Origin of the sequence: Antricoccus suffuscus, from assembly GCF_003003235.1 — a bacterium.
Classification (GTDB): Bacteria; Actinomycetota; Actinomycetes; order Mycobacteriales; family Antricoccaceae; genus Antricoccus; species Antricoccus suffuscus.
The window spans coordinates 135,025-151,893 of the sequence record NZ_PVUE01000011.1; the positions used below are offsets into that span (position 1 = coordinate 135,025).

Genomic DNA, 16,869 nt, shown 5'->3' on the forward strand with positions numbered 1-16,869 from the left:
CCGTAACTCTCACACTAACGCCGATGCCAACCGCCGGTCGCTTTAGTTGACCGGGACGACCGCGAACGCCTCAGCCAGACGTCCCTCCGCGAGCCCGAGCCGAGTCGCGGTCCGGCCGGCCCATTCGCGCAGGAACTTCTCGAGGTCCTCACGATGCCCGGTCTGCGACGAGTGCTCCATGAGCGCTGCGACTTTGCGCGGGAAGACGTCGGTGGTGTCGACGGCGTGGGTTGCGTCCGGGTCCGCCATCAGCCAGATTTCCCCGACGTGCCACGGATCCAGTCCCTCTTCGATCATCTCGGGCCAGGCGAACGGGTTCTCCGCGGCGGGATAGCAGGCCCGCACCACCGCTTCGCCGGCAGCCAGGTGGTCGGGGTGCGAGCCGTGGATCCGTTCATATGACCGCTTCGGTGACTGGGCCAAAACCCGCTGCGGGCGCACATCTCGGATGACGCGTACGACGTCGCGCTGCAGGTCGAAGGTCGGCTCGACCCAGCCATCGCGATAACCGTCGAGGAACCGTACGTCGGTGATGCCGAGGTGCGCCGACGCGGCGCGTTGCTCTGCCTCGCGCAGCGTCGGTAGCTGTGAAGGATCTGCAGTCGGAAGACCACCCTGCTCGCCGCGGGTGACCACCAGCAGGGTGACGTCGATACCGGCATCGGAGAATTTGGCCGACGTACCCGCGCAGCCGAAGTCGGCGTCGTCGGGGTGCGCGACCACAATAAGTACGCGCTCAATCTCATCATCGCTTTTGGGTTCAGGCACGTGCTCACCGTAGGCGATGCACTCCGGCGACAACCGCAGGCCCGGATCTTCGGGGCTATCGGCGTCACAGGCGCGAAATCCACTCTGGGCAACTTGACTTCGTCGCTACATTAAGCACGTCGGACGAGTGACGCGACCCGGAGCGGGGCTCGGGGGTTGAGGCCCGCGTGCCGCCCGAATAAGGTCAGGACGGCGGCCTTTCCTGGCAAGCATGGCGTACATCGACAGATGGAGCGAACTTTGACGACGATTTCCTCACCACCGCAGCGCACTGAGCTTGTTGAGCAACTCACCGCCGCCGGGCAGCCGTTCGAACTGGTAGATCAGGTCGTTCGCGGAATCCCGATGCGGGTGTATTCCACCGGTCCGCAGACGCTCCGCGAGATGCTGCTGGAGAGCGCGGCGTTCGGGGATCGTCCATTCACGGTGTACGGCGACGAGCACGTCACCTACGCCGAGCACATACGACTGGTCGCGGGTCTGGCCCAGTATCTGCGACAGGAGTACGGACTGTCCAAAGGCGACCGGATCGCCGTGGCCATGCGCAACTATCCGGAATGGGCACCGGTATTTTTCGCCGGACAAGTGCTCGGTGTTGTGGTCGTGCCGCTGAATGCGTGGTGGACGGCGCCGGAGCTGGTTTATGGACTCACCGATGCTGGCGCGAAGCTTGTGGTGGCCGATGCCGAGCGTACGGCGCTACTTGCGCAGCATCTGCCCGATGTCCCAATGATCGAGGTGCGGGGGACCGAGCCATCGAGGCCCGGCGTACGCACGTGGCACGACGTCCTCAATGCGCTCGACCCTGATGCGTCGATACCCGACGTCGAAGTAGATCCAGATGACGACGCGACGATTCTTTACACCTCAGGTACGACGGGAAAGCCGAAGGGCGCGGTCGGGTCGCATCGCAACCACTGCACCAATGTCCGCAACACGCTGCTGGGCGGCGTCGTCAGCGCGGCCATTGTGGCAGGCGGCGAGATTCCCGTTCCGGATCCGGCCGCACCGCAGCCGGGCACGCTGTGCACGTTCCCGTTGTTCCACATTGCGGGCGTCTCGGGCTTGACCACTTCGATAGCGGCCGGCGGAAAACTGGCGTTGCAATACAAGTGGGACGTGGACGAGGCCTGCGAGCTGCTCGAGCGGGAGCATTTGACGAGCTTCGTGGGCGTGCCCACTGTCGTACGGCAGTTCGTCGCGGCGCTCGCCGAACGTCCCGCGGCCGGCACCAGCCTGATGGGGATTGCCGCTGGCGGTTCGCCGATACCTCCGGATCTGGTCGGTCGCATCGGGACCATCGAGCGCGCCCCCGGTAACGGCTATGGGCTGACCGAGACGACGTCCGCCGTCGTGTCCAACGGCGGGGCCGATTATCTCGCACGGCCGGACAGCGTCGGTCGCTGCCAGCCGAACGCCGACCTTCGAATCGTCGACCCGGTGACTGGTGACGCCGTACCGGACGGTCAGATCGGCGAGCTGTGGTTCCGCGGTCCCAACGTCGTGCGCGGTTACTGGAACAACCCGGATGCGACGGCGTCGGCGTTCGTGGACGGCTGGTTCCGCACCGGCGACCTCGGGTTCGTTACCGACGATTGGGTCTACGTCGCAGACCGGATCAAGGACGTGATCATCCGCGGCGGGGAGAACATCTATTGCGCCGAGGTCGAGGCTGCGCTGTTTGAGCACGAGGGGGTCGAGGACGTCGCGCTGGTCGGGATCCCGCACGAGTCACTGGGGGAGGTCGCGGTCGCCGTTATCGTGCCGCGGTCAGACGCGAATGTCGCCGTTGGCGACATCCAACAGCATGTCGCCGGCCGGCTCGCGTCGTTCAAGGTGCCCGAGCACGTGATCTTCCAGGACGAACCGTTGCCCCGTACGCCGACGGGCAAGATTCTCAAACGCGACCTGCGCACGACTGTGCTCGATGGCATGGACGCGTGACTACGTAACGGACGGATGATCGACGAATTTGCCGCGCGCATATAGCGTGATGAGCAGGAGCATTACCAGGCCGGCGGCTACGGCCATCGCTTCGGCCGCATGCGCGGCGCCCGCGAAGCCTGCTATCAGGCCGATCGCGCCGAGGACGGCCACGAACCCGCCGAGCCAGTAAAACATCCGCTCACCGAAGGCCCAGGCGAACGGGATGAAGTGCACGCCGACAGCGACCGCGATTAAGGCTGGTCGCAGGTCACCGTGCCCTGTAGCGGTCAGCGCACGTGACCCGAGTGCGATCAGGACGAGCTCGCCGACGACGCAGCCGCCGTACGTCGCCAAGGCAGCCGCGCGGGGGCGCTCCATTGGCCCCAGCGCCACGGGCCACATGTAGTGCGCGGCCAGCGCAGTCAGGACCAGTGCCAGCCCGATCACCCACGCGATGATCGAGAAGGCGAGCCCGAGTGTAGGGGAGTAGCTGCCAATGAACACCAGTCCGCCGATCAAGCCGATCAGGCTGCCCCAGCGTCGCGGGTCGACGAACAAAGGAGGCTCGCCCACCATAGGTCCGTAGCGGCGTACCGCGCCTGGTCTTGATGTTTGGTCAGATGCGATACGTCGAGTCATGGGCTTAAAGCATAACTATCGCCATGCTGACTAAAGCTGAGGCCGTGAGGGCTCAGCCGCTCCAACAAGGTCATCGCTTCGAAATTCGGTTAGGTATGCGGGACGTCGGCGCTCAGAAGGAGGGGAGTCCGAGGTGGGCTCGGAAGGCGTTCTTCACCCCGACTCCGTCCCGACTGGGCATTGCCCGAGGCATGTCCCCGGTGGCGATGAGCGCTTGAGCGAATAACGGACCGGATTGTGACGCAATACGTTTGGCCAAGTCTGCGACATCGCTCGGAACTGTGAGGCGCAATGTCGCGGGAATGCCGAACGCAGAAGCGATCGCGGTCAAGTCGGCGCCCTGCGATGAATGGCTTTGCTGCATGCCTGTCTCGCCGTAATGACCGTTGTCCAGCACCAAGATGGTGAGGTTGGCGGGCTGCTGAACCGCGACCGTGCCCAGTGACCCGATGCCCATGAGCATTTCCCCGTCGCCGGTGACGACGATGACCTGCTTATCGGGCTGGGCGAGGGCCAGGCCGAGGCCGGTAGGGACCGCGCCACCCATCGCGCCCCACAGGTAGAAGATTCCGGCTCGTTCCGGGGCCGCCGCAAAGACGTCGTAGCTGGGCGAGCCGAGACCGGTGACGACAAGGGCGTCGGGTACGGCGGCGAGGACAGCTGCCACCAGTTCGCGGCGGTCCAGCCGTTCGGTAGCGTCAGTCACTTGCCCTCCTCCGTCCAAGCCTTACGTCCGATAAGCCGTTGGCCAATCAATACTGCGACGCGCTCACCCGCGAGGTATGCCGCGTCTGCGGCGGCCGAGACCGTGTCGGTGACTTCGTCCGCGTGATCTACCCGCAGCACCGTGACACCCATGAGCTTGAGCGCGTCTTCGGTAGCCCGGCCCATCGGGCCCTGCCAGGGGTTGAACTCGGCGTATTCGCCGCGCATCGTGACCAGTGTCAGAAACGGGAAGCGACAGGAGTCGAGGAGCGACAGCATGTTGATGCAGTTGCCCACTCCGCTGCTTTGCATGAGCAGGACCGCGCGCTGCCCGCCGAGCCATGCGCCGGCGACGACACCAATTCCCTCCTGCTCTGAGGTGAGGAGTACGTCGATGACTTCGGGATCGGCGATGGCTTCCCGGATGGCGTGACTATGGCCAGCATCGGGTACATAGGCGACTTGTTGTACGCCGCTGGCGCGCAACGCGCCCCAGACGTCGCGTTGCCAGGTCGGGGATTCGATGGTCGACACAGGACCTCCTTCGACGTGATAGATGGTTAGTCGATCATGCACGAAAGACGGTGACGCCTTCTTTGATGGTCTCGACCACGGTGATATCCCGTACGCCATCTGCACCCGTTGCAATTGGGTCAGCCGACAGGATCACGAAGTCGGCCAGCAGGCCCTCGGCAATCCGGCCCTTTCGGTCCTCTTCGAACACCTGGTACGCCGGGCCAGTGGTAAGCGCCTGCAGCGCAGCATAAGCGTCCACGCGCTGGTCGGGTCCGAGGACCGCGCCGCTGCGAGTCGTGCGAGTCATCGCGGTCCACATGATGAAGAACGGGTTCAGCGGTGTGACGGTGAAGTCGGAGTGGTTGGAGACCACAAGACCGCGCCCGGCAGCCGCCTTCAGCGGGCTGATGAACCCGGCCTTCTCGGCGCCGAGGTTAGTCACGTGCACGTCGCCCCAAAAGAAGGTGTGGTTGGTGAAGTAGCTCGGTGTCAGGCCGAGCTCGACGTACGAGTCGAGGTGGTCGGCGCGTTGGAACTGCGAGTGGATGGGGACCGTCCGCCGATCATCGGCGGCGGTGAGGCCAAGCTCGCGCACGGCGCGGATCAGGTCGTCGATCGCGGCGTCGCCGTTCACATGGACGAACGACTGGATGCCCGCGCCCGCCGCCTGTTTGAGCTTCGCCACCAGCAGCGAATATGGGAAGTTGGGCTCGCCGACCCAGTCGGATTCTTCGTTGGGCCCGCCGGTGAGGTAGGGCGCCGTCACGTACGCCGTCCGCCCCTGCGGAGATCCGTCGTAGACGGCCTTCATCCCGGCTACCTTGAACCCGCCGCGATACTCGCCTTTCGGGTAGACGGGATTGTCTATCCACGCGTCGAGCTCGACAAATGAGCCGAGTGCGGCGACATCGAGATAGAGCAGCCCCTGCTCGGCCGCGCTCACGAAGAAGTCAAGGTCGACCACGGGCGTGAACCCGTCCTGCGCATGGGTGTAGCCGTTGGAGGCATAGAGCTGCTGGACGTCGTCGAGTAGCTTCAACCGCTCAGTCGCCGAATCGAGCCGCGGCATCTGCGTTCTGGCACGGAAGTACGCCGTCTCCATCAACAACCCGGCCGGCTCCTGAGAGGCGGGGAGTCGGGCGATGACACCGCCGTCGGGTGTCGGCGTGTTGGCGTCGATACCGGCCGCCGCGAGTGCCGCGGAGTTGAAGACCGCACCGTGCGATGAGATGTGGATGAGGACGATCCGATGGTCCGGGAACGCCGCGTCCAGATCCAGCTTGGTGATGTGGCGGTCTTCGGCGAGTGTCTCCTGGTCGTATCCCCAGCCGACGATCCACCCGCCTTCGGGTACGGCGCGCGTGTCACGGAACTTCTCCAGCTCGGCGATGACCGATGCGATGTCGGTGCAGTGTCCGACCGGCGGCGCACCGACGTCGACCTGGTTTACCAGATCGAACCCGAAGCTCAGGTGGCTGTGTGCGTCCACGAACCCTGGCAGCAGGGTTTGTCCGGCGAGATCCCGGATCTCGGCGTCGGGAAACTTCGACACCGCGTCATCGCGAGCGCCGACAAATGTAATCCGTCCCTGCCTAGCTACCACTGCCTCGGCGTACGTCGGCGCGTCGCCGTCCATGGTGAGGATCGGACCATTTACGAACACGGTGTCGACGTGCTCGCCTCCGCCAGGTCGTTTCGTCATAGTCGGTTGAGCACCTCGGCCTCTGGAGTGTCGAATCGTCCTTGTCGACGACCTCATCACTGCAGATTAATCAGCCTCGACCGGCTTTGCTCCAGCACCTGCCCGTATGGGAGACCAGACCAACAGATTCGCTCGTACTCGCGAGGCCTGTGTGCACCGGATAAGGGTTTGCTGTGAAGGAGCAACGGCGCCGGTACGACGCCGAGTTCCGCTCCGTGCGGCGATCTGGCAAGGTCATAGTCGGGTCGCGGAATCGACCCGCTCATGTCCATCCAGGAGGAGAGTGATCCGATGACCGAGTTCGGCCCTGTGAGCGCCGGCGAGCTCGACGAGCTTGCGGCAACCGTTCGCGATTTCTGTCGCAAGTCGTTGCCGCAGCCAACGCTCGCCCGCCCGGCGACGATCCGTGATGCGGACGCGGCGCGGGCGCACTGGAAGCGTCTCGCTGCTGAGGTGGGTCTCGGTTCTTTGCTTGTGCCCGAGGCGTTTGACGGCGCGGGGGCGTCATTGGTGGAGGCCGGCCGGGTCGCCGAGGCACTCGGTGCGGAACTGGCGGCGGTACCGTTCTTGTCCACTGCGGTGCTGGCCCCGGTGCTGTTGTCCAGTCTCGCCGGCGACGATCCGGAGTCGCCCGCAGGGAAACTGTTGGGCCGTATCGCTGACGGGACTACTGTTGCGGCGGTCGCCTGGGCGACTGACGATCCGGGTACGCCGAGCGCCGAGTTGGTCATTACCGACGGCACAACGGCAACCGGAAGCTTCGGATATGTCATCGATGCGGACCTTGCCGACGTAGTCCTGCTTGTTGGCGCCGGCGGCGAGCAGATCGCCGTCGCTGGCGTGGGAGACCTGGAGATCACGCCACGGCAGTCTTTCGATCTCACGCGTGGATTCGCCGATGTTCGTGCCGAGGCGGCGCCCGTCGAGAAGCTGGGTTCGGGCGCCGCGGCCCGGACCGCATTCGAACGGATGCTGGCGGCAGGGCGGCTGGTGGCAGCGGCGGAAAGCGCCGGCGGCGCCCAGGCCGCCCTCGACCAGGCCGTTGAGTACGCCAGGCAGCGGGTTCAGTTTGGTCGCGAGATCGGCAGCTTTCAATCAATCAAGCACATCCTCGCGGACTGTTACGTTGCAACCGAGTCGACGATATCCACCGCCCGCCTGGCGATAGATGCCTACGCCGCCGGCACTTCGGAGGCCGCCGAGCTGGTGAGCCTCGCGAGCTTCTACTGCGCCGACAAGTTCGCGGATGTCGCGGCGGCCGGCATTCAGGTGCACGGCGGGATCGGCTTCACCGCCGAGTGCAGTGCCCACCTCTTCCGACGCCGTGCTGAGTCCAATCGGCTAATCCTCGGCGACCCGGCGCGGCTGCGTGCCGAATACGTACAACTGCTTGCTACTCAGGAGGTCTCCGCATGAGTGTCCGTGCCGACGTACGCGCGTGGCTCGCCGAAAACTGGCAGCCGGACGGCGAACTCAGTCGATTTCGTGAAGCAGCGCTCGATTCCGGTTGGCTGGTGCCGACCTGGAGTGAGAAGTGGTTTGGCAAAGGTCTCTCGACCGCCGACGCAGAGGCCGTCGGTGAGGAGTTCGAACGAGTCGGTGCACCTGGCCGCGCCGATCGCAACGACCTGCACGCACGTGTCATCTACGAGCTTGGGTCGGACGAGCTGCGTGCGACGTACCTACGCGATCTGCTTGCGGGAAACGTGACGGGATGCCTGCTATATAGCGAACCTGGCGCCGGGTCGGACCTTGCAAGCGTGCGCACGTCTGCCGTCCGCGAGGGTGACGAGTGGCGTGTCAACGGGCAAAAGGTGTGGACGTCCGGCGCGAAACAAGCAGGCTACGGACTCCTCGTGGCGCGGACCGACTCGAGCGTGCCCAAACATCAAGGGATCACTTACTTCGTGATCCCGATGAAGCAGCCGGGCATCGAGGTACGTCCGATCACGCAGATCACCGGGGATGCGCACTTCAACGAGGTATTTCTGACCGACGCGTGGGTTGACGATGCACACCGATTGGGTGAGGTCAACGCGGGCTGGCGCATGCTCATGATGGCGCTGGGCTACGAGCGATCGGTGATGGGCGTGCGTGGCGTCGGTTCGCGGGCCTCGAACGGCAAGTATCGCGCCTCGGGTGTCACATTCGTCGGCACTGCCGACGACTTGATCGGGCTGGCGCGCCGGCACGGCAAGCTGGACGATGCGGCGACCGTTGCGGCCCTCGCGGATGTCTACGCCGCCCGGACGGCGGTGCGTCTCAACACCGCCCGCTACGCCGAGGAGGGGCGGGCCGCGGACCCGGCGGCGCTCTCGATGGGGAAGCTCGCCATGTCTCAGGTCTTGCACTCAACCAGTCGGGTACGACGCGATATCGTCGGTGCCGCAGCGCTTCTGGACGAGCGCACCGAACCGCCGGGCGACGCAGAAGTGGCGAACTTCTTCACCCTCGACGCTTACTTCACCTCGATCGGCGGCGGCACCGACCAAATCCAGCGCAATATCATCAGTGAGCGGATTCTCGGTCTGCCCAAGGAAGAAGACCGATCCAAAAACGTTCCGTTTAGCGAGGTTCGAAAATGAGCGAGATTGTGGAGACCAGCGCAGCGCCGCTGGCGGGGCTGCAACTGGTCAGCGTGGTCGACGAGATTCTGCCGGCGCTCAGCAAGTCGTTCGCCGACCTCGGCGCCGATGTGGACGTGCTCCGACAAGCCGGTGAAAATCCCTCACGGGGACCGATCCGCGACTTCCTCGAGGGGCGGGGCAAGCGATATACGACGGTTGCAGACGGCCAGGCCGCGCACCGCGAACTGGCGAACCGCCTACAGGACGCCGACGTACTAGTCGTAACACCACAAGCCGCCCGCGCCTACGGATATGCCGATGTCAGGGCGATCTCCTCGGCGTACCCGCAGTTGGTGATCGCGGTGCTGACCGACTTTGGGCTCACCGGCGAACGCAAGGACTGGGTGGGCTCCGAGGCGGTCTACAAGGCGTTAAGCGGCAGCTTGTCCCGTTCTGGGGAGCCCGGTCGGCGGCCGCTGTTACAACCGGGGGACATCTTCACCGGCTGCGCCGCACAAGAGATCGTCTGGTCCGTCCTGTCTGCGGTCTACCGGTCGATGAGCCATTCGGGTCGACCCGGTGCGGTATTGGAGTGCTCGATCTTCGAGGCCGGCCTGGTATGCCTCGATCCGGGCTACGGGATGGTGGGTTCCGGTACGCCGGACATTCTGGACGCGTACGACCGGCCGGCTGCCGCGCATCTTTACCCGATTTACAAGGTCAGCGACGGCTACGTCCGTGTCTGCCACTTGACCAAGTCGCAGTGGCAGGCCCAGCTGGACTGGATGGGCAATCCGCCGGAGCTCGAGCGCGACGACCTGCTCAGTGTCCCAGACCGGCAGGAGCATTGGAGCGAGATCTCGCATCTGATCGAGGCGTTCTACCTACCGATGACCAAACATGATCTGGTGCGCGAATGCCGGGAACGGCGTATCCCAGCGTCTGCGGTGCTCACCGTCGGTGATGTGCTGGTCGAGGAGCACTATCGCGAGACCGGAGCGGTGACCGATCTCGGCCAGCTCGATGGACGCCCGGTGACCGCTGCTGAGGGCATGGCGCGCATCAACGGTCGGCGTACTCGGCCAAGTACTGATCCTGACCGTGCGGCCGCGCAACCATGGCCGGCGGCATCTGCCGAAGCGGGGCCGTATCCGTTGAGCGGTCTGACCGTGCTGGACCTCGGCGCCATCGTCGCCGGTCCGGTCGCCGGTGAGGTTTTCGCCGAGCAGGGTGCGCGGGTGATCCGGGTCGAGAACACGCAGTTCCCGGACGGCATGCGCCGTGGTGACTTCAGCACGATCAGGCCCACTATGGCTCGCGGGCACCGCGGCAAGGAGTCGATCGGTCTCGACTTGCGCAGCGACCGAGGCCGCGAGCTTTTTTACGAGCTAGCCAAACGGGCCGACGTCGTCATCTCCAACTTCAAACCGGGGACGGTCGCTCGCCTCGGCGTCTCGTACGACGACCTGGTCAAGGTCAACCCGCGGATAGTGTGTGTCGAAAGCTGCGCGTTCGGGGACACCGGCCCGTGGAGTACGGCGATGGGCTATGGACCGCTGGTGCGGTCGGGGACCGGGCAGACATGGCTGTGGCGCGAGGACGTCAACTCCAGCTATTTCGCCGACGGGATCACGATCTTCCCGGACCATCTGGCCGGTCGCGTGTGCTCCATTGCGGCGCTGGCCTGCGTGGTGGACCGGCTGCGCAGTGGCCGCGGTGGCCACGCGACCGTCGCCCAGTCCGACGTGGCGCTGGTCCAGTTGAGCGACCTGCTCGCGACCGAGTCGGTCGCTCCCGGCTCGGTGTTACCGCCCGGCGATGCGTCCCCTCATCTGCTGTCCGAGGTTGTGCTGCCCGCGCACGGGGACGACCAGTGGTGCATCGTTGACCCTCAGACACCCGAGCAGCTCGCCGCGCTGCAGCGGGTCGTCGGCGCGACTAGCGATGCTGACCTCGACGCGCAGGTGGCCGCCTACGTGCGAGAGCGGCGCCCTGACGACGTCGCGCGCGAGCTTCAAGTCGCTGGCGTACCGGCCGGCCGGATGCTTCGCGTCGGCGAGCTGCTCGACGACTCGGCCCTGCAGAGCCGGCAGATGTACGACACGACGAAGATGACCGGTACCGAAGAAGTGCTGCCCGTTGAGCGGTTCCCTGTGCTGTCTGACGATCTGGAACTACCGACGTTGTTCCCGATGCCGATGTTCGGCGCCCACACTCGGCCGGTGCTCGCCGAGCTCGGCTACTCCGCAGAGGAGATCGAGCAACTTGTCGCCGGTGGTATCGCGCAGGAATGGAGCGAGTCTCGCTCAACTACGCCTGCGGGAGCTGCCATCCCCGCCTCGGCTCTCGCTGATTGAGGAAGCGGAGCGAGTCGAATCCGGCGTCTAGAAAATGTCCGCAACTGTAGTTGCGGACATTTTCACGTTGGGAGGTTTCCGGTCCGCTCGTGCCTCGCTGCTCTCAACCACCGAGATTCAATTGTCACGGGTGCCCGCCCGTCGTTGGAGATAGCGTGAGGGTTGACAGGAGGAGACATGGACACTGAGACATTGGGCGCCGCGCTCGAGCGCGAGCACCGGGAGATTGACGGCGGCATCGAGGCATTCACCGCGTCGGGCGGCAAGCGCCAGGCCGACCTTGAGCCGCTGATCCGCGCAATGGCTGGGCTACGTCGCCACATATACCTCGAGGAGCAGTTCTTGTTTCCGCCGATACGCGACGCGGGGATGATCCCGCCGATCATGGTGATGTTGCGTGAGCACGGTGAACTCTGGGAAAGCATGGACCTGCTTGAGTCTGCGCTGCATGCGGATCCCGAGACGCCCGACGTACAAGACCTCTGCCGCGAACTCTTAGCAAAACTAGCAAGCCACAATTCCAAGGAAGAGCCGATCATCTATCCACAGGCCGATCGGATATTGTCCGCTGAAGCCAGCACCGAGTTGCGGGCCTTTCTTGATTCCGGGCAGATGCCCGAGGGCTGGGTATGTGAGCGCGCGCCTTCCTAGAACGGTGCGTGCCTCAAGCGCATCGTGATTTGTTTGACAAACTAACGGTTCATCGCCAAACTCCGAAAAGGGCGTCTGTCGTCCAACAGCTGGAAACCACGCGATGAAGGGTGTTCACATGGGTGTGTTGGATGGGAAGGTCGCGGTCGTCACCGGCGGCGCGAACGGGATTGGCGCATCGATCTGCAAGCTGTTTGCTGCCGAGGGCGCGAAGCTCGTCATCAACGATCTCGGCGGCAACCCCGACGGCACCGGCAGCGACGACTCTGCTGCGGAGATTGCCGCCAAGGAGGCGCAGGCTGCTGGCGGCGAGGCAATCTGGGACGCCGGCGATATAGCCGACACGGACACCGGTGAACGCCTCGTCGAGACGGCGATCGAGAAGTTCGGGCGGCTGGATATCGTCGTCAACGCCGCCGGAATCCTGCGCGACCGGATGATCTTCAACTTGGAACCGGATGACTGGGATGCGGTCATTCGGGTTCATTTGCGCGGGCACTACAGCACCGCCCGGCCGGCCGCGGCGTACTGGCGACAGCAGCGCAACCCTGACGGGCACTTCCGCATCATCAACTTCACCTCGGTCTCCGGACTGCAGGGTTCACCCGGCCAGCCCAACTACGCGGCAGCCAAGATGGGCATCGTCGGCCTTACCTACTCGCTGGCGCAGGGTTTGTCGAAGTACGGCGTGACGGCCAACGCCATCTCGCCGGGCGCGTCGACCCGGCTCACCGACACCGTGCCGGACGACAAACGGGCCATGGGCACCGACCAAAAGGAAGATCCGCGCCGCTCACCGGACAACATCGCGCCGGTTGCCTTGTATATCGCGAGTGAACGCTCGGACTGGCTCACCGGCCGGACGATTCACTCTTCCGGTTACGAGGTCAGCCTCTACAGCAACCCGGAGCCGATCCGTCAGTTGCACGGCACCGAGCGCTGGAAGTACGACGCGCTTGCCGGGGCCATGGAAAGCGGCATCAGGCCCGCCGCGGACGGCCTACCGCCAAGTCTGTTCTCCGGCCAGCTCACTAAGAACTAGCAGGTACGCTCACATCACCTCATCCACGCGAGAGAGTTCCGAGGTCGACATGGTAGATGTAACGCTAAACGCTGGCTCGATTCCACCCGCGCCGAAAGCCGGCGTCTATGACTGGCCGGACATCACCGACCGCCTCCTACGACTGCTGCGGATTCGCGCCACGGTCATCGGGATGAAGATGTTTGAGACGGTCGAAGAGATGGAGGCGATTCCCCGGATCCGCCGCCCGAAGGCGATCCACACAACAGACCAAGTGGTCGCACAGGCGGCACGCCTGGGTTGGACCGTCGGAATCACCAACGACGACCTCGTCGGACCTCAGTGCGGAGCCGTGCTTGGACTCTCACCCCGCGACGAGGAATGGCTGTCCGGAGAACGAATGGCGGGAGTCTGGTTCGAGACGATCGAGGACTCCGCCGACCACCAAGCGGCCATGGACACCGTGCCATTCGGGAAGTACTCCGCGATGGCGGTGTCGCCGTTGGCGGCCGGCCGGCTCGATCCACCTGACATCGCGCTGATTTACGCCACGCCGGCGCAGACGATCTTGATGGTCAACGGCCTGCAGTGGTCCGGCTACCGGAAGTTCGAATGGGGCTGCGTCGGCGAGTCTTCGTGCGCGGACTCCTGGGGCAAGGCGCTGCGTACCGGTGAGCCGTCGCTCTCCATCCCGTGTTTCGCCGAACGCCGGTACGGCGGCGTCATGGAAGATGAGCTGCTTCTCGCGATCCCGCCGAAGTTCCTTCCGGGAATGCTCGACGGATGCGAATCGCTGGCCCGCAACGGATTGCGCTACCCGATACCCCAGTACGGCATCCAGCAGGACGTCCGTGCGGGAATGTCTGCAAGCTACTGATACGACGTACTCACGGCAATGGCAGACCCTCGGCCGGAGCAAGCTGCGCGGCTCGGAGGCGTAGTGCCTTCTTGTCAATCTTGTCGAGTAGCCCGGTCGGCATCTCATCGATGAAGTAGACGGCGCGCGGACGTTTGAAGTCGGCAAGATCCTTTGCACAAATGGCGTGAATCTTCTTCTCGATTTCGTCCCGCCGGGCGTTTGCCTCGTCGTTGAGCTTCACGAATACGACGGGTACTTCAGAGAGCATGTCGTGGGGTGAGGCGATCACGGCGGCGCTATGCAGGTCGACCGGCCCGAGCTGGGTGATCAGCAGCGCTTCGATCTGCCGCGCCGAGACATTTTCACCGCCGACACGCAGCACGTCCTTGTCGCGATCCGCGAAGTAGTAGAAGCCCTCCTCGTCGAACCACACCTGATCACCGGTCTGGAACCAGCCGTCCTCGGTGAACGCCTTTTCATTCGCTTCCTTGTTGTTGAAGTATCCCGCGGTCAGCTGTACGCCGCGGGTCCCGCGTACGTAGAGATCGCCGATCTCGCGCGCTTCGACGTGTTTGCCGGTGACCGGATCCACGACTGCAATCTGGTAGCCGGGGGCCGGCGTACCGATTGCACCGTCTGGGATGTCGATCGCCATCTCGCGGCGCAGGCCGCCGGTGATCGTCTCGGTCATGCCCCACGCAGAATAGATCTGCGCGCCGAACAGCTTCTCGATGTCGCGAGACCGGGCACCGAAGAACAGCGTGCGGTAGTGATGCTTCGGCATCTCATACTTTGCGATCGCCTTCAGCCCGAATGGCTGCAGGCTCGTCAGCGTGCAGCCGTGCCGCATGGAAACGTCCCAAAACGCGCTCGCCGAGAACTTCGGCTGCAGTATGACGCGGCCTCCGGCCCAGAGCATCGGCCACACATTCCAGCCTTGCGCATGCGTGTGAAACAGCGGCATGTTCACCAGGTAGCGATCCGACGGCTTGATGGCCATGTTCTCCGCGGCAGACCGGGCACCCCAGAGCACGTTGGCGTGCGTATGGATGACGGCCTTCGGGCGTGCCGTCGTACCGGACGTGTATTGAATCCCGGCCGGTAGCAGCGCATCGGCGGGCCGACGCTGCGCCATCTCGTCGTGCTGAAGCAACTCGTCCCAGTCCTCGCCGATGACGGCGTACCAGGACAGGCCTGCGGTGTTGGCCTTGAGCTCATCGAACAGGTGCGGCATCGTTACGGCCGCGACCGCGCCGGAGTGTTCGGCGAAATAGGTCAGTTCGTCCCCGACACAGCGAGTGTTGGTCGTTACCGCGATCGCGCCGAGGACCGAACACGCATACCAGGTGATCAGCATTTCCGGGCAGTTGTCGCAATGCACGAGCAGCCGGTCGCCCTTGACGATCCCGCGCTTAGACAGGCCGGCCGCGACTTTGCGTACGTCGTCCCAGAATTGCGCGTAGGTCCAGGTCCGCTCGGCGTCATCGCGCGGCACCCAGGTGAGGAACACCTGATCACTGGAAACCTCGGCGCGATAGGCGAGGAGCCAGGGGACGTCCTTGCCATTGAACGTGTAGTCGGGCAGTTCCAGATTCAATGCAGGCAGCATGCCAGTCAGCTCTCATTGTCGACCGCAGTATTGACTACCGGTTTGTACCACAGACGATCCACTCACGAACCTGGACAGACCGCTTAGGGATGACCGAATCCGTTTATGCCATTGTGTATCCGAACCCAAAGTCGAGACAAACCGTGAGGTAGCAGGATGATTCGTGGTCGTAAGGCATTGCTGGGCGCAACTTTGAGCTTCATAGTGATTACCGCAGCCTGCACGACCAAGTCCGGCTCGCAAACCGAGACGTCGACTGACGCGAAGGGCGTGAAGAGCGACATCGGCGTCACCGACGACACCATCACACTTGGCGTTCAAGCCGACCTGTCCGGAGTCTTTAAGGCCAGCGGACTTGGGCTGACCCACGGCGACCAGATCTGGGCCGATGCCGTTAACGCCGAAGGCGGTATCTGCGGTCGCAAGGTCGAGATCAATGTCGTGGACCACGGTTACGATGCGGCCAAAGCAAAGACTCTATTTTCGGACCAGCAGTCCAAAATCCTTGGCTACGTAACGATTGTCGGGTCGCCGCCGGCCGCCGCATTGAAGCCGTTGATGGTCGAGAACGACATGCTCGGCATCCCGAGCGGCGTCGCGTCCACCGGCCTCGACGTACCCAACTTCATCATGGCGGCCTCGACGTACGACATCGAGACGGTAAACGGCCTGGCGTACCTGCAGAAGATCGGCAAGCTTGCGGACGGCGACAAGATCGGCCATATCTACCTGGACTCCGAATACGGCCAGAACGCGCTCCTCGGCTCCAAGTACTACGCCAAGGAACACGACCAGAAGATCGTCGAGTCGAAAATAACGAGCGCAGACACCGACTTGTCTTCGAGCGTGGTGAAGATGAAGCAGGAGAAGGTCAACGCCATCGTCATCTCAGGCACGCCCGCGCAGACCGGGTCGCTGGTGACGCTCGCGGACTCGATGAACGTGCCGATCCTCGGTAGTGCGCCAACTTTTGATGTAGGTCTGGTGGACACTCCGGCTAAGGACTCCTTCGGCAACTATTACCACATGGCGTTCAACCTGCCGTTCTCAAGCGACGCGCCCGCGAACCAGGCGATTGTCCAGACTTATAACGCGAAATACACCGATCCACCGATCGACTACGTGCAGGCCGGTTACATTTCCGGTCTGGCGTGGCAGGGCATCCTGACGAAGGCGTGCGAACTGAAGGACCTGACTCGGGCCGGTGTCCTGAAGGCGGCCGGTCAGGCCAAAGCCGATGCCAAGGGACTCGCGGGACAACTCGACTTCACCAACCCGGGGGAACCGGCAACCCGCGAATCATTGGTCGAGAAGGTCGATCCGGCCGCGCCGGGCGGGCTGACCGTGATTGAGCCATTGTCGGAGTCGAAGGAAGCGACGAGCTATAAGACGCCCTTCCAGAGGTAACCGCCCCCGCTCGCTCGCACCGGCGATCCGTCACGTATGTCCGGCGATCCGTCGGTGAATTCAAGGGGTGGTCGCAACACGTTCTTGGTTTTCTAGGTCCTGGTTGAGGAGTTTAGTGAATACCTCGCGGGGAGTGTAGAAG

Annotated in this window: 14 protein-coding genes; 8 read left to right on the forward strand and 6 right to left on the reverse strand. The window is 64.0% G+C overall.

Annotated elements, in window-relative coordinates; genetic code table 11:
- Positions 1-42: 42 nt before the first annotated feature.
- Positions 43-768, reverse strand: coding sequence for a PIG-L deacetylase family protein (locus CLV47_RS13725; protein ID WP_106349639.1), 726 nt, complete (start codon positions 766-768; stop codon positions 43-45).
- A gap of 240 nt (positions 769-1,008) precedes the next feature.
- Here CLV47_RS13725 and CLV47_RS13730 point away from each other — a divergent pair, with 240 nt between their 5' ends.
- Positions 1,009-2,712, forward strand: a complete 1,704-nt coding sequence (locus CLV47_RS13730; protein ID WP_202862582.1) for a class I adenylate-forming enzyme family protein — start codon at positions 1,009-1,011, stop codon at positions 2,710-2,712.
- Here the strand turns inward: CLV47_RS13730 and CLV47_RS13735 are convergent, their stop codons facing one another.
- The 4 genes from CLV47_RS13735 to CLV47_RS13750 form a co-directional block, all read right to left on the reverse strand.
- Entirely contained in the window at positions 2,713-3,333 is a 621-nt protein-coding gene (locus CLV47_RS13735; protein ID WP_146135386.1) for a DUF7010 family protein, read from the reverse strand.
- A gap of 112 nt (positions 3,334-3,445) precedes the next feature.
- Positions 3,446-4,039, reverse strand: coding sequence for a thiamine pyrophosphate-dependent enzyme (locus CLV47_RS13740; protein ID WP_202862583.1), 594 nt, complete (start codon positions 4,037-4,039; stop codon positions 3,446-3,448).
- A complete protein-coding gene (locus tag CLV47_RS13745; protein WP_202862584.1) occupies positions 4,036-4,572 on the reverse strand; it encodes a thiamine pyrophosphate-binding protein in 537 nt (178 codons plus the stop codon). Before CLV47_RS13745 ends, CLV47_RS13740 begins: the two co-directional genes overlap by 4 nt.
- A 34-nt stretch (positions 4,573-4,606) precedes the next feature.
- Positions 4,607-6,256, reverse strand: a complete 1,650-nt coding sequence (locus tag CLV47_RS13750; protein WP_106349615.1) for an amidohydrolase — start codon at positions 6,254-6,256, stop codon at positions 4,607-4,609.
- Positions 6,257-6,547: 291 nt separating this feature from the next.
- Here CLV47_RS13750 and CLV47_RS13755 point away from each other — a divergent pair, with 291 nt between their 5' ends.
- The 6 genes from CLV47_RS13755 to CLV47_RS13780 all read left to right on the forward strand — a co-directional run bounded on the left by CLV47_RS13755 (position 6,548) and on the right by CLV47_RS13780 (position 13,729).
- Complete coding sequence (locus CLV47_RS13755; RefSeq protein ID WP_170111075.1) at positions 6,548-7,672, forward strand: acyl-CoA dehydrogenase family protein; 1,125 nt, start codon at positions 6,548-6,550, stop codon at positions 7,670-7,672.
- Positions 7,669-8,841 (forward strand): acyl-CoA dehydrogenase family protein, encoded by a 1,173-nt coding sequence (locus tag CLV47_RS13760; RefSeq protein WP_106349617.1) that lies wholly within the window; start codon positions 7,669-7,671, stop codon positions 8,839-8,841. Before CLV47_RS13755 ends, CLV47_RS13760 begins: the two co-directional genes overlap by 4 nt.
- A complete protein-coding gene (locus CLV47_RS13765; protein ID WP_106349618.1) occupies positions 8,838-11,180 on the forward strand; it encodes a CaiB/BaiF CoA-transferase family protein in 2,343 nt (780 codons plus the stop codon). Before CLV47_RS13760 ends, CLV47_RS13765 begins: the two co-directional genes overlap by 4 nt.
- 177 nt (positions 11,181-11,357) lie before the next feature.
- On the forward strand, positions 11,358-11,831 hold the full coding sequence (locus tag CLV47_RS13770) for a hemerythrin domain-containing protein (RefSeq protein WP_106349619.1): 474 nt from the start codon (positions 11,358-11,360) through the stop codon (positions 11,829-11,831).
- Positions 11,832-11,949: 118 nt separating this feature from the next.
- On the forward strand, positions 11,950-12,873 hold the full coding sequence (locus CLV47_RS13775; RefSeq protein ID WP_106349641.1) for an SDR family NAD(P)-dependent oxidoreductase: 924 nt from the start codon (positions 11,950-11,952) through the stop codon (positions 12,871-12,873).
- Positions 12,874-12,922: 49 nt separating this feature from the next.
- Positions 12,923-13,729 (forward strand): DUF169 domain-containing protein, encoded by an 807-nt coding sequence (locus tag CLV47_RS13780; RefSeq protein WP_106349620.1) that lies wholly within the window; start codon positions 12,923-12,925, stop codon positions 13,727-13,729.
- Between the two features lie 10 nt (positions 13,730-13,739).
- On the opposite strand, the gene CLV47_RS13785 is transcribed toward CLV47_RS13780, so the two are convergent.
- Positions 13,740-15,320, reverse strand: coding sequence for a class I adenylate-forming enzyme family protein (locus tag CLV47_RS13785; RefSeq protein WP_106349621.1), 1,581 nt, complete (start codon positions 15,318-15,320; stop codon positions 13,740-13,742).
- 156 nt (positions 15,321-15,476) lie between these two features.
- On the opposite strand from CLV47_RS13785, the gene CLV47_RS13790 reads away from it, so the two are divergent.
- On the forward strand, positions 15,477-16,727 hold the full coding sequence (locus tag CLV47_RS13790) for an ABC transporter substrate-binding protein (RefSeq protein WP_106349622.1): 1,251 nt from the start codon (positions 15,477-15,479) through the stop codon (positions 16,725-16,727).
- Positions 16,728-16,869 lie beyond the last annotated feature (142 nt).

Excerpts from the sequence above, each read along its gene's own strand:
- CLV47_RS13735 (WP_146135386.1), bottom strand. The coding sequence starts at position 3,333 with ATGACTCGACGTATCGCATCTGACCAAACATCAAGACCAGGCGCGGTA.
- CLV47_RS13750 (WP_106349615.1), bottom strand. The coding sequence starts at position 6,256 with ATGACGAAACGACCTGGCGGAGGCGAGCACGTCGACACCGTGTTCGTA.
- CLV47_RS13755 (WP_170111075.1), top strand. The coding sequence starts at position 6,548 with ATGACCGAGTTCGGCCCTGTGAGCGCCGGCGAGCTCGACGAGCTTGCG.
- CLV47_RS13760 (WP_106349617.1), top strand. The coding sequence starts at position 7,669 with ATGAGTGTCCGTGCCGACGTACGCGCGTGGCTCGCCGAAAACTGGCAG.
- CLV47_RS13765 (WP_106349618.1), top strand. The coding sequence starts at position 8,838 with ATGAGCGAGATTGTGGAGACCAGCGCAGCGCCGCTGGCGGGGCTGCAA.
- CLV47_RS13770 (WP_106349619.1), top strand. The coding sequence starts at position 11,358 with ATGGACACTGAGACATTGGGCGCCGCGCTCGAGCGCGAGCACCGGGAG.
- CLV47_RS13775 (WP_106349641.1), top strand. The coding sequence starts at position 11,950 with ATGGGTGTGTTGGATGGGAAGGTCGCGGTCGTCACCGGCGGCGCGAAC.
- CLV47_RS13780 (WP_106349620.1), top strand. The coding sequence starts at position 12,923 with ATGGTAGATGTAACGCTAAACGCTGGCTCGATTCCACCCGCGCCGAAA.
- CLV47_RS13785 (WP_106349621.1), bottom strand. The coding sequence starts at position 15,320 with ATGCTGCCTGCATTGAATCTGGAACTGCCCGACTACACGTTCAATGGC.
- CLV47_RS13790 (WP_106349622.1), top strand. The coding sequence starts at position 15,477 with ATGATTCGTGGTCGTAAGGCATTGCTGGGCGCAACTTTGAGCTTCATA.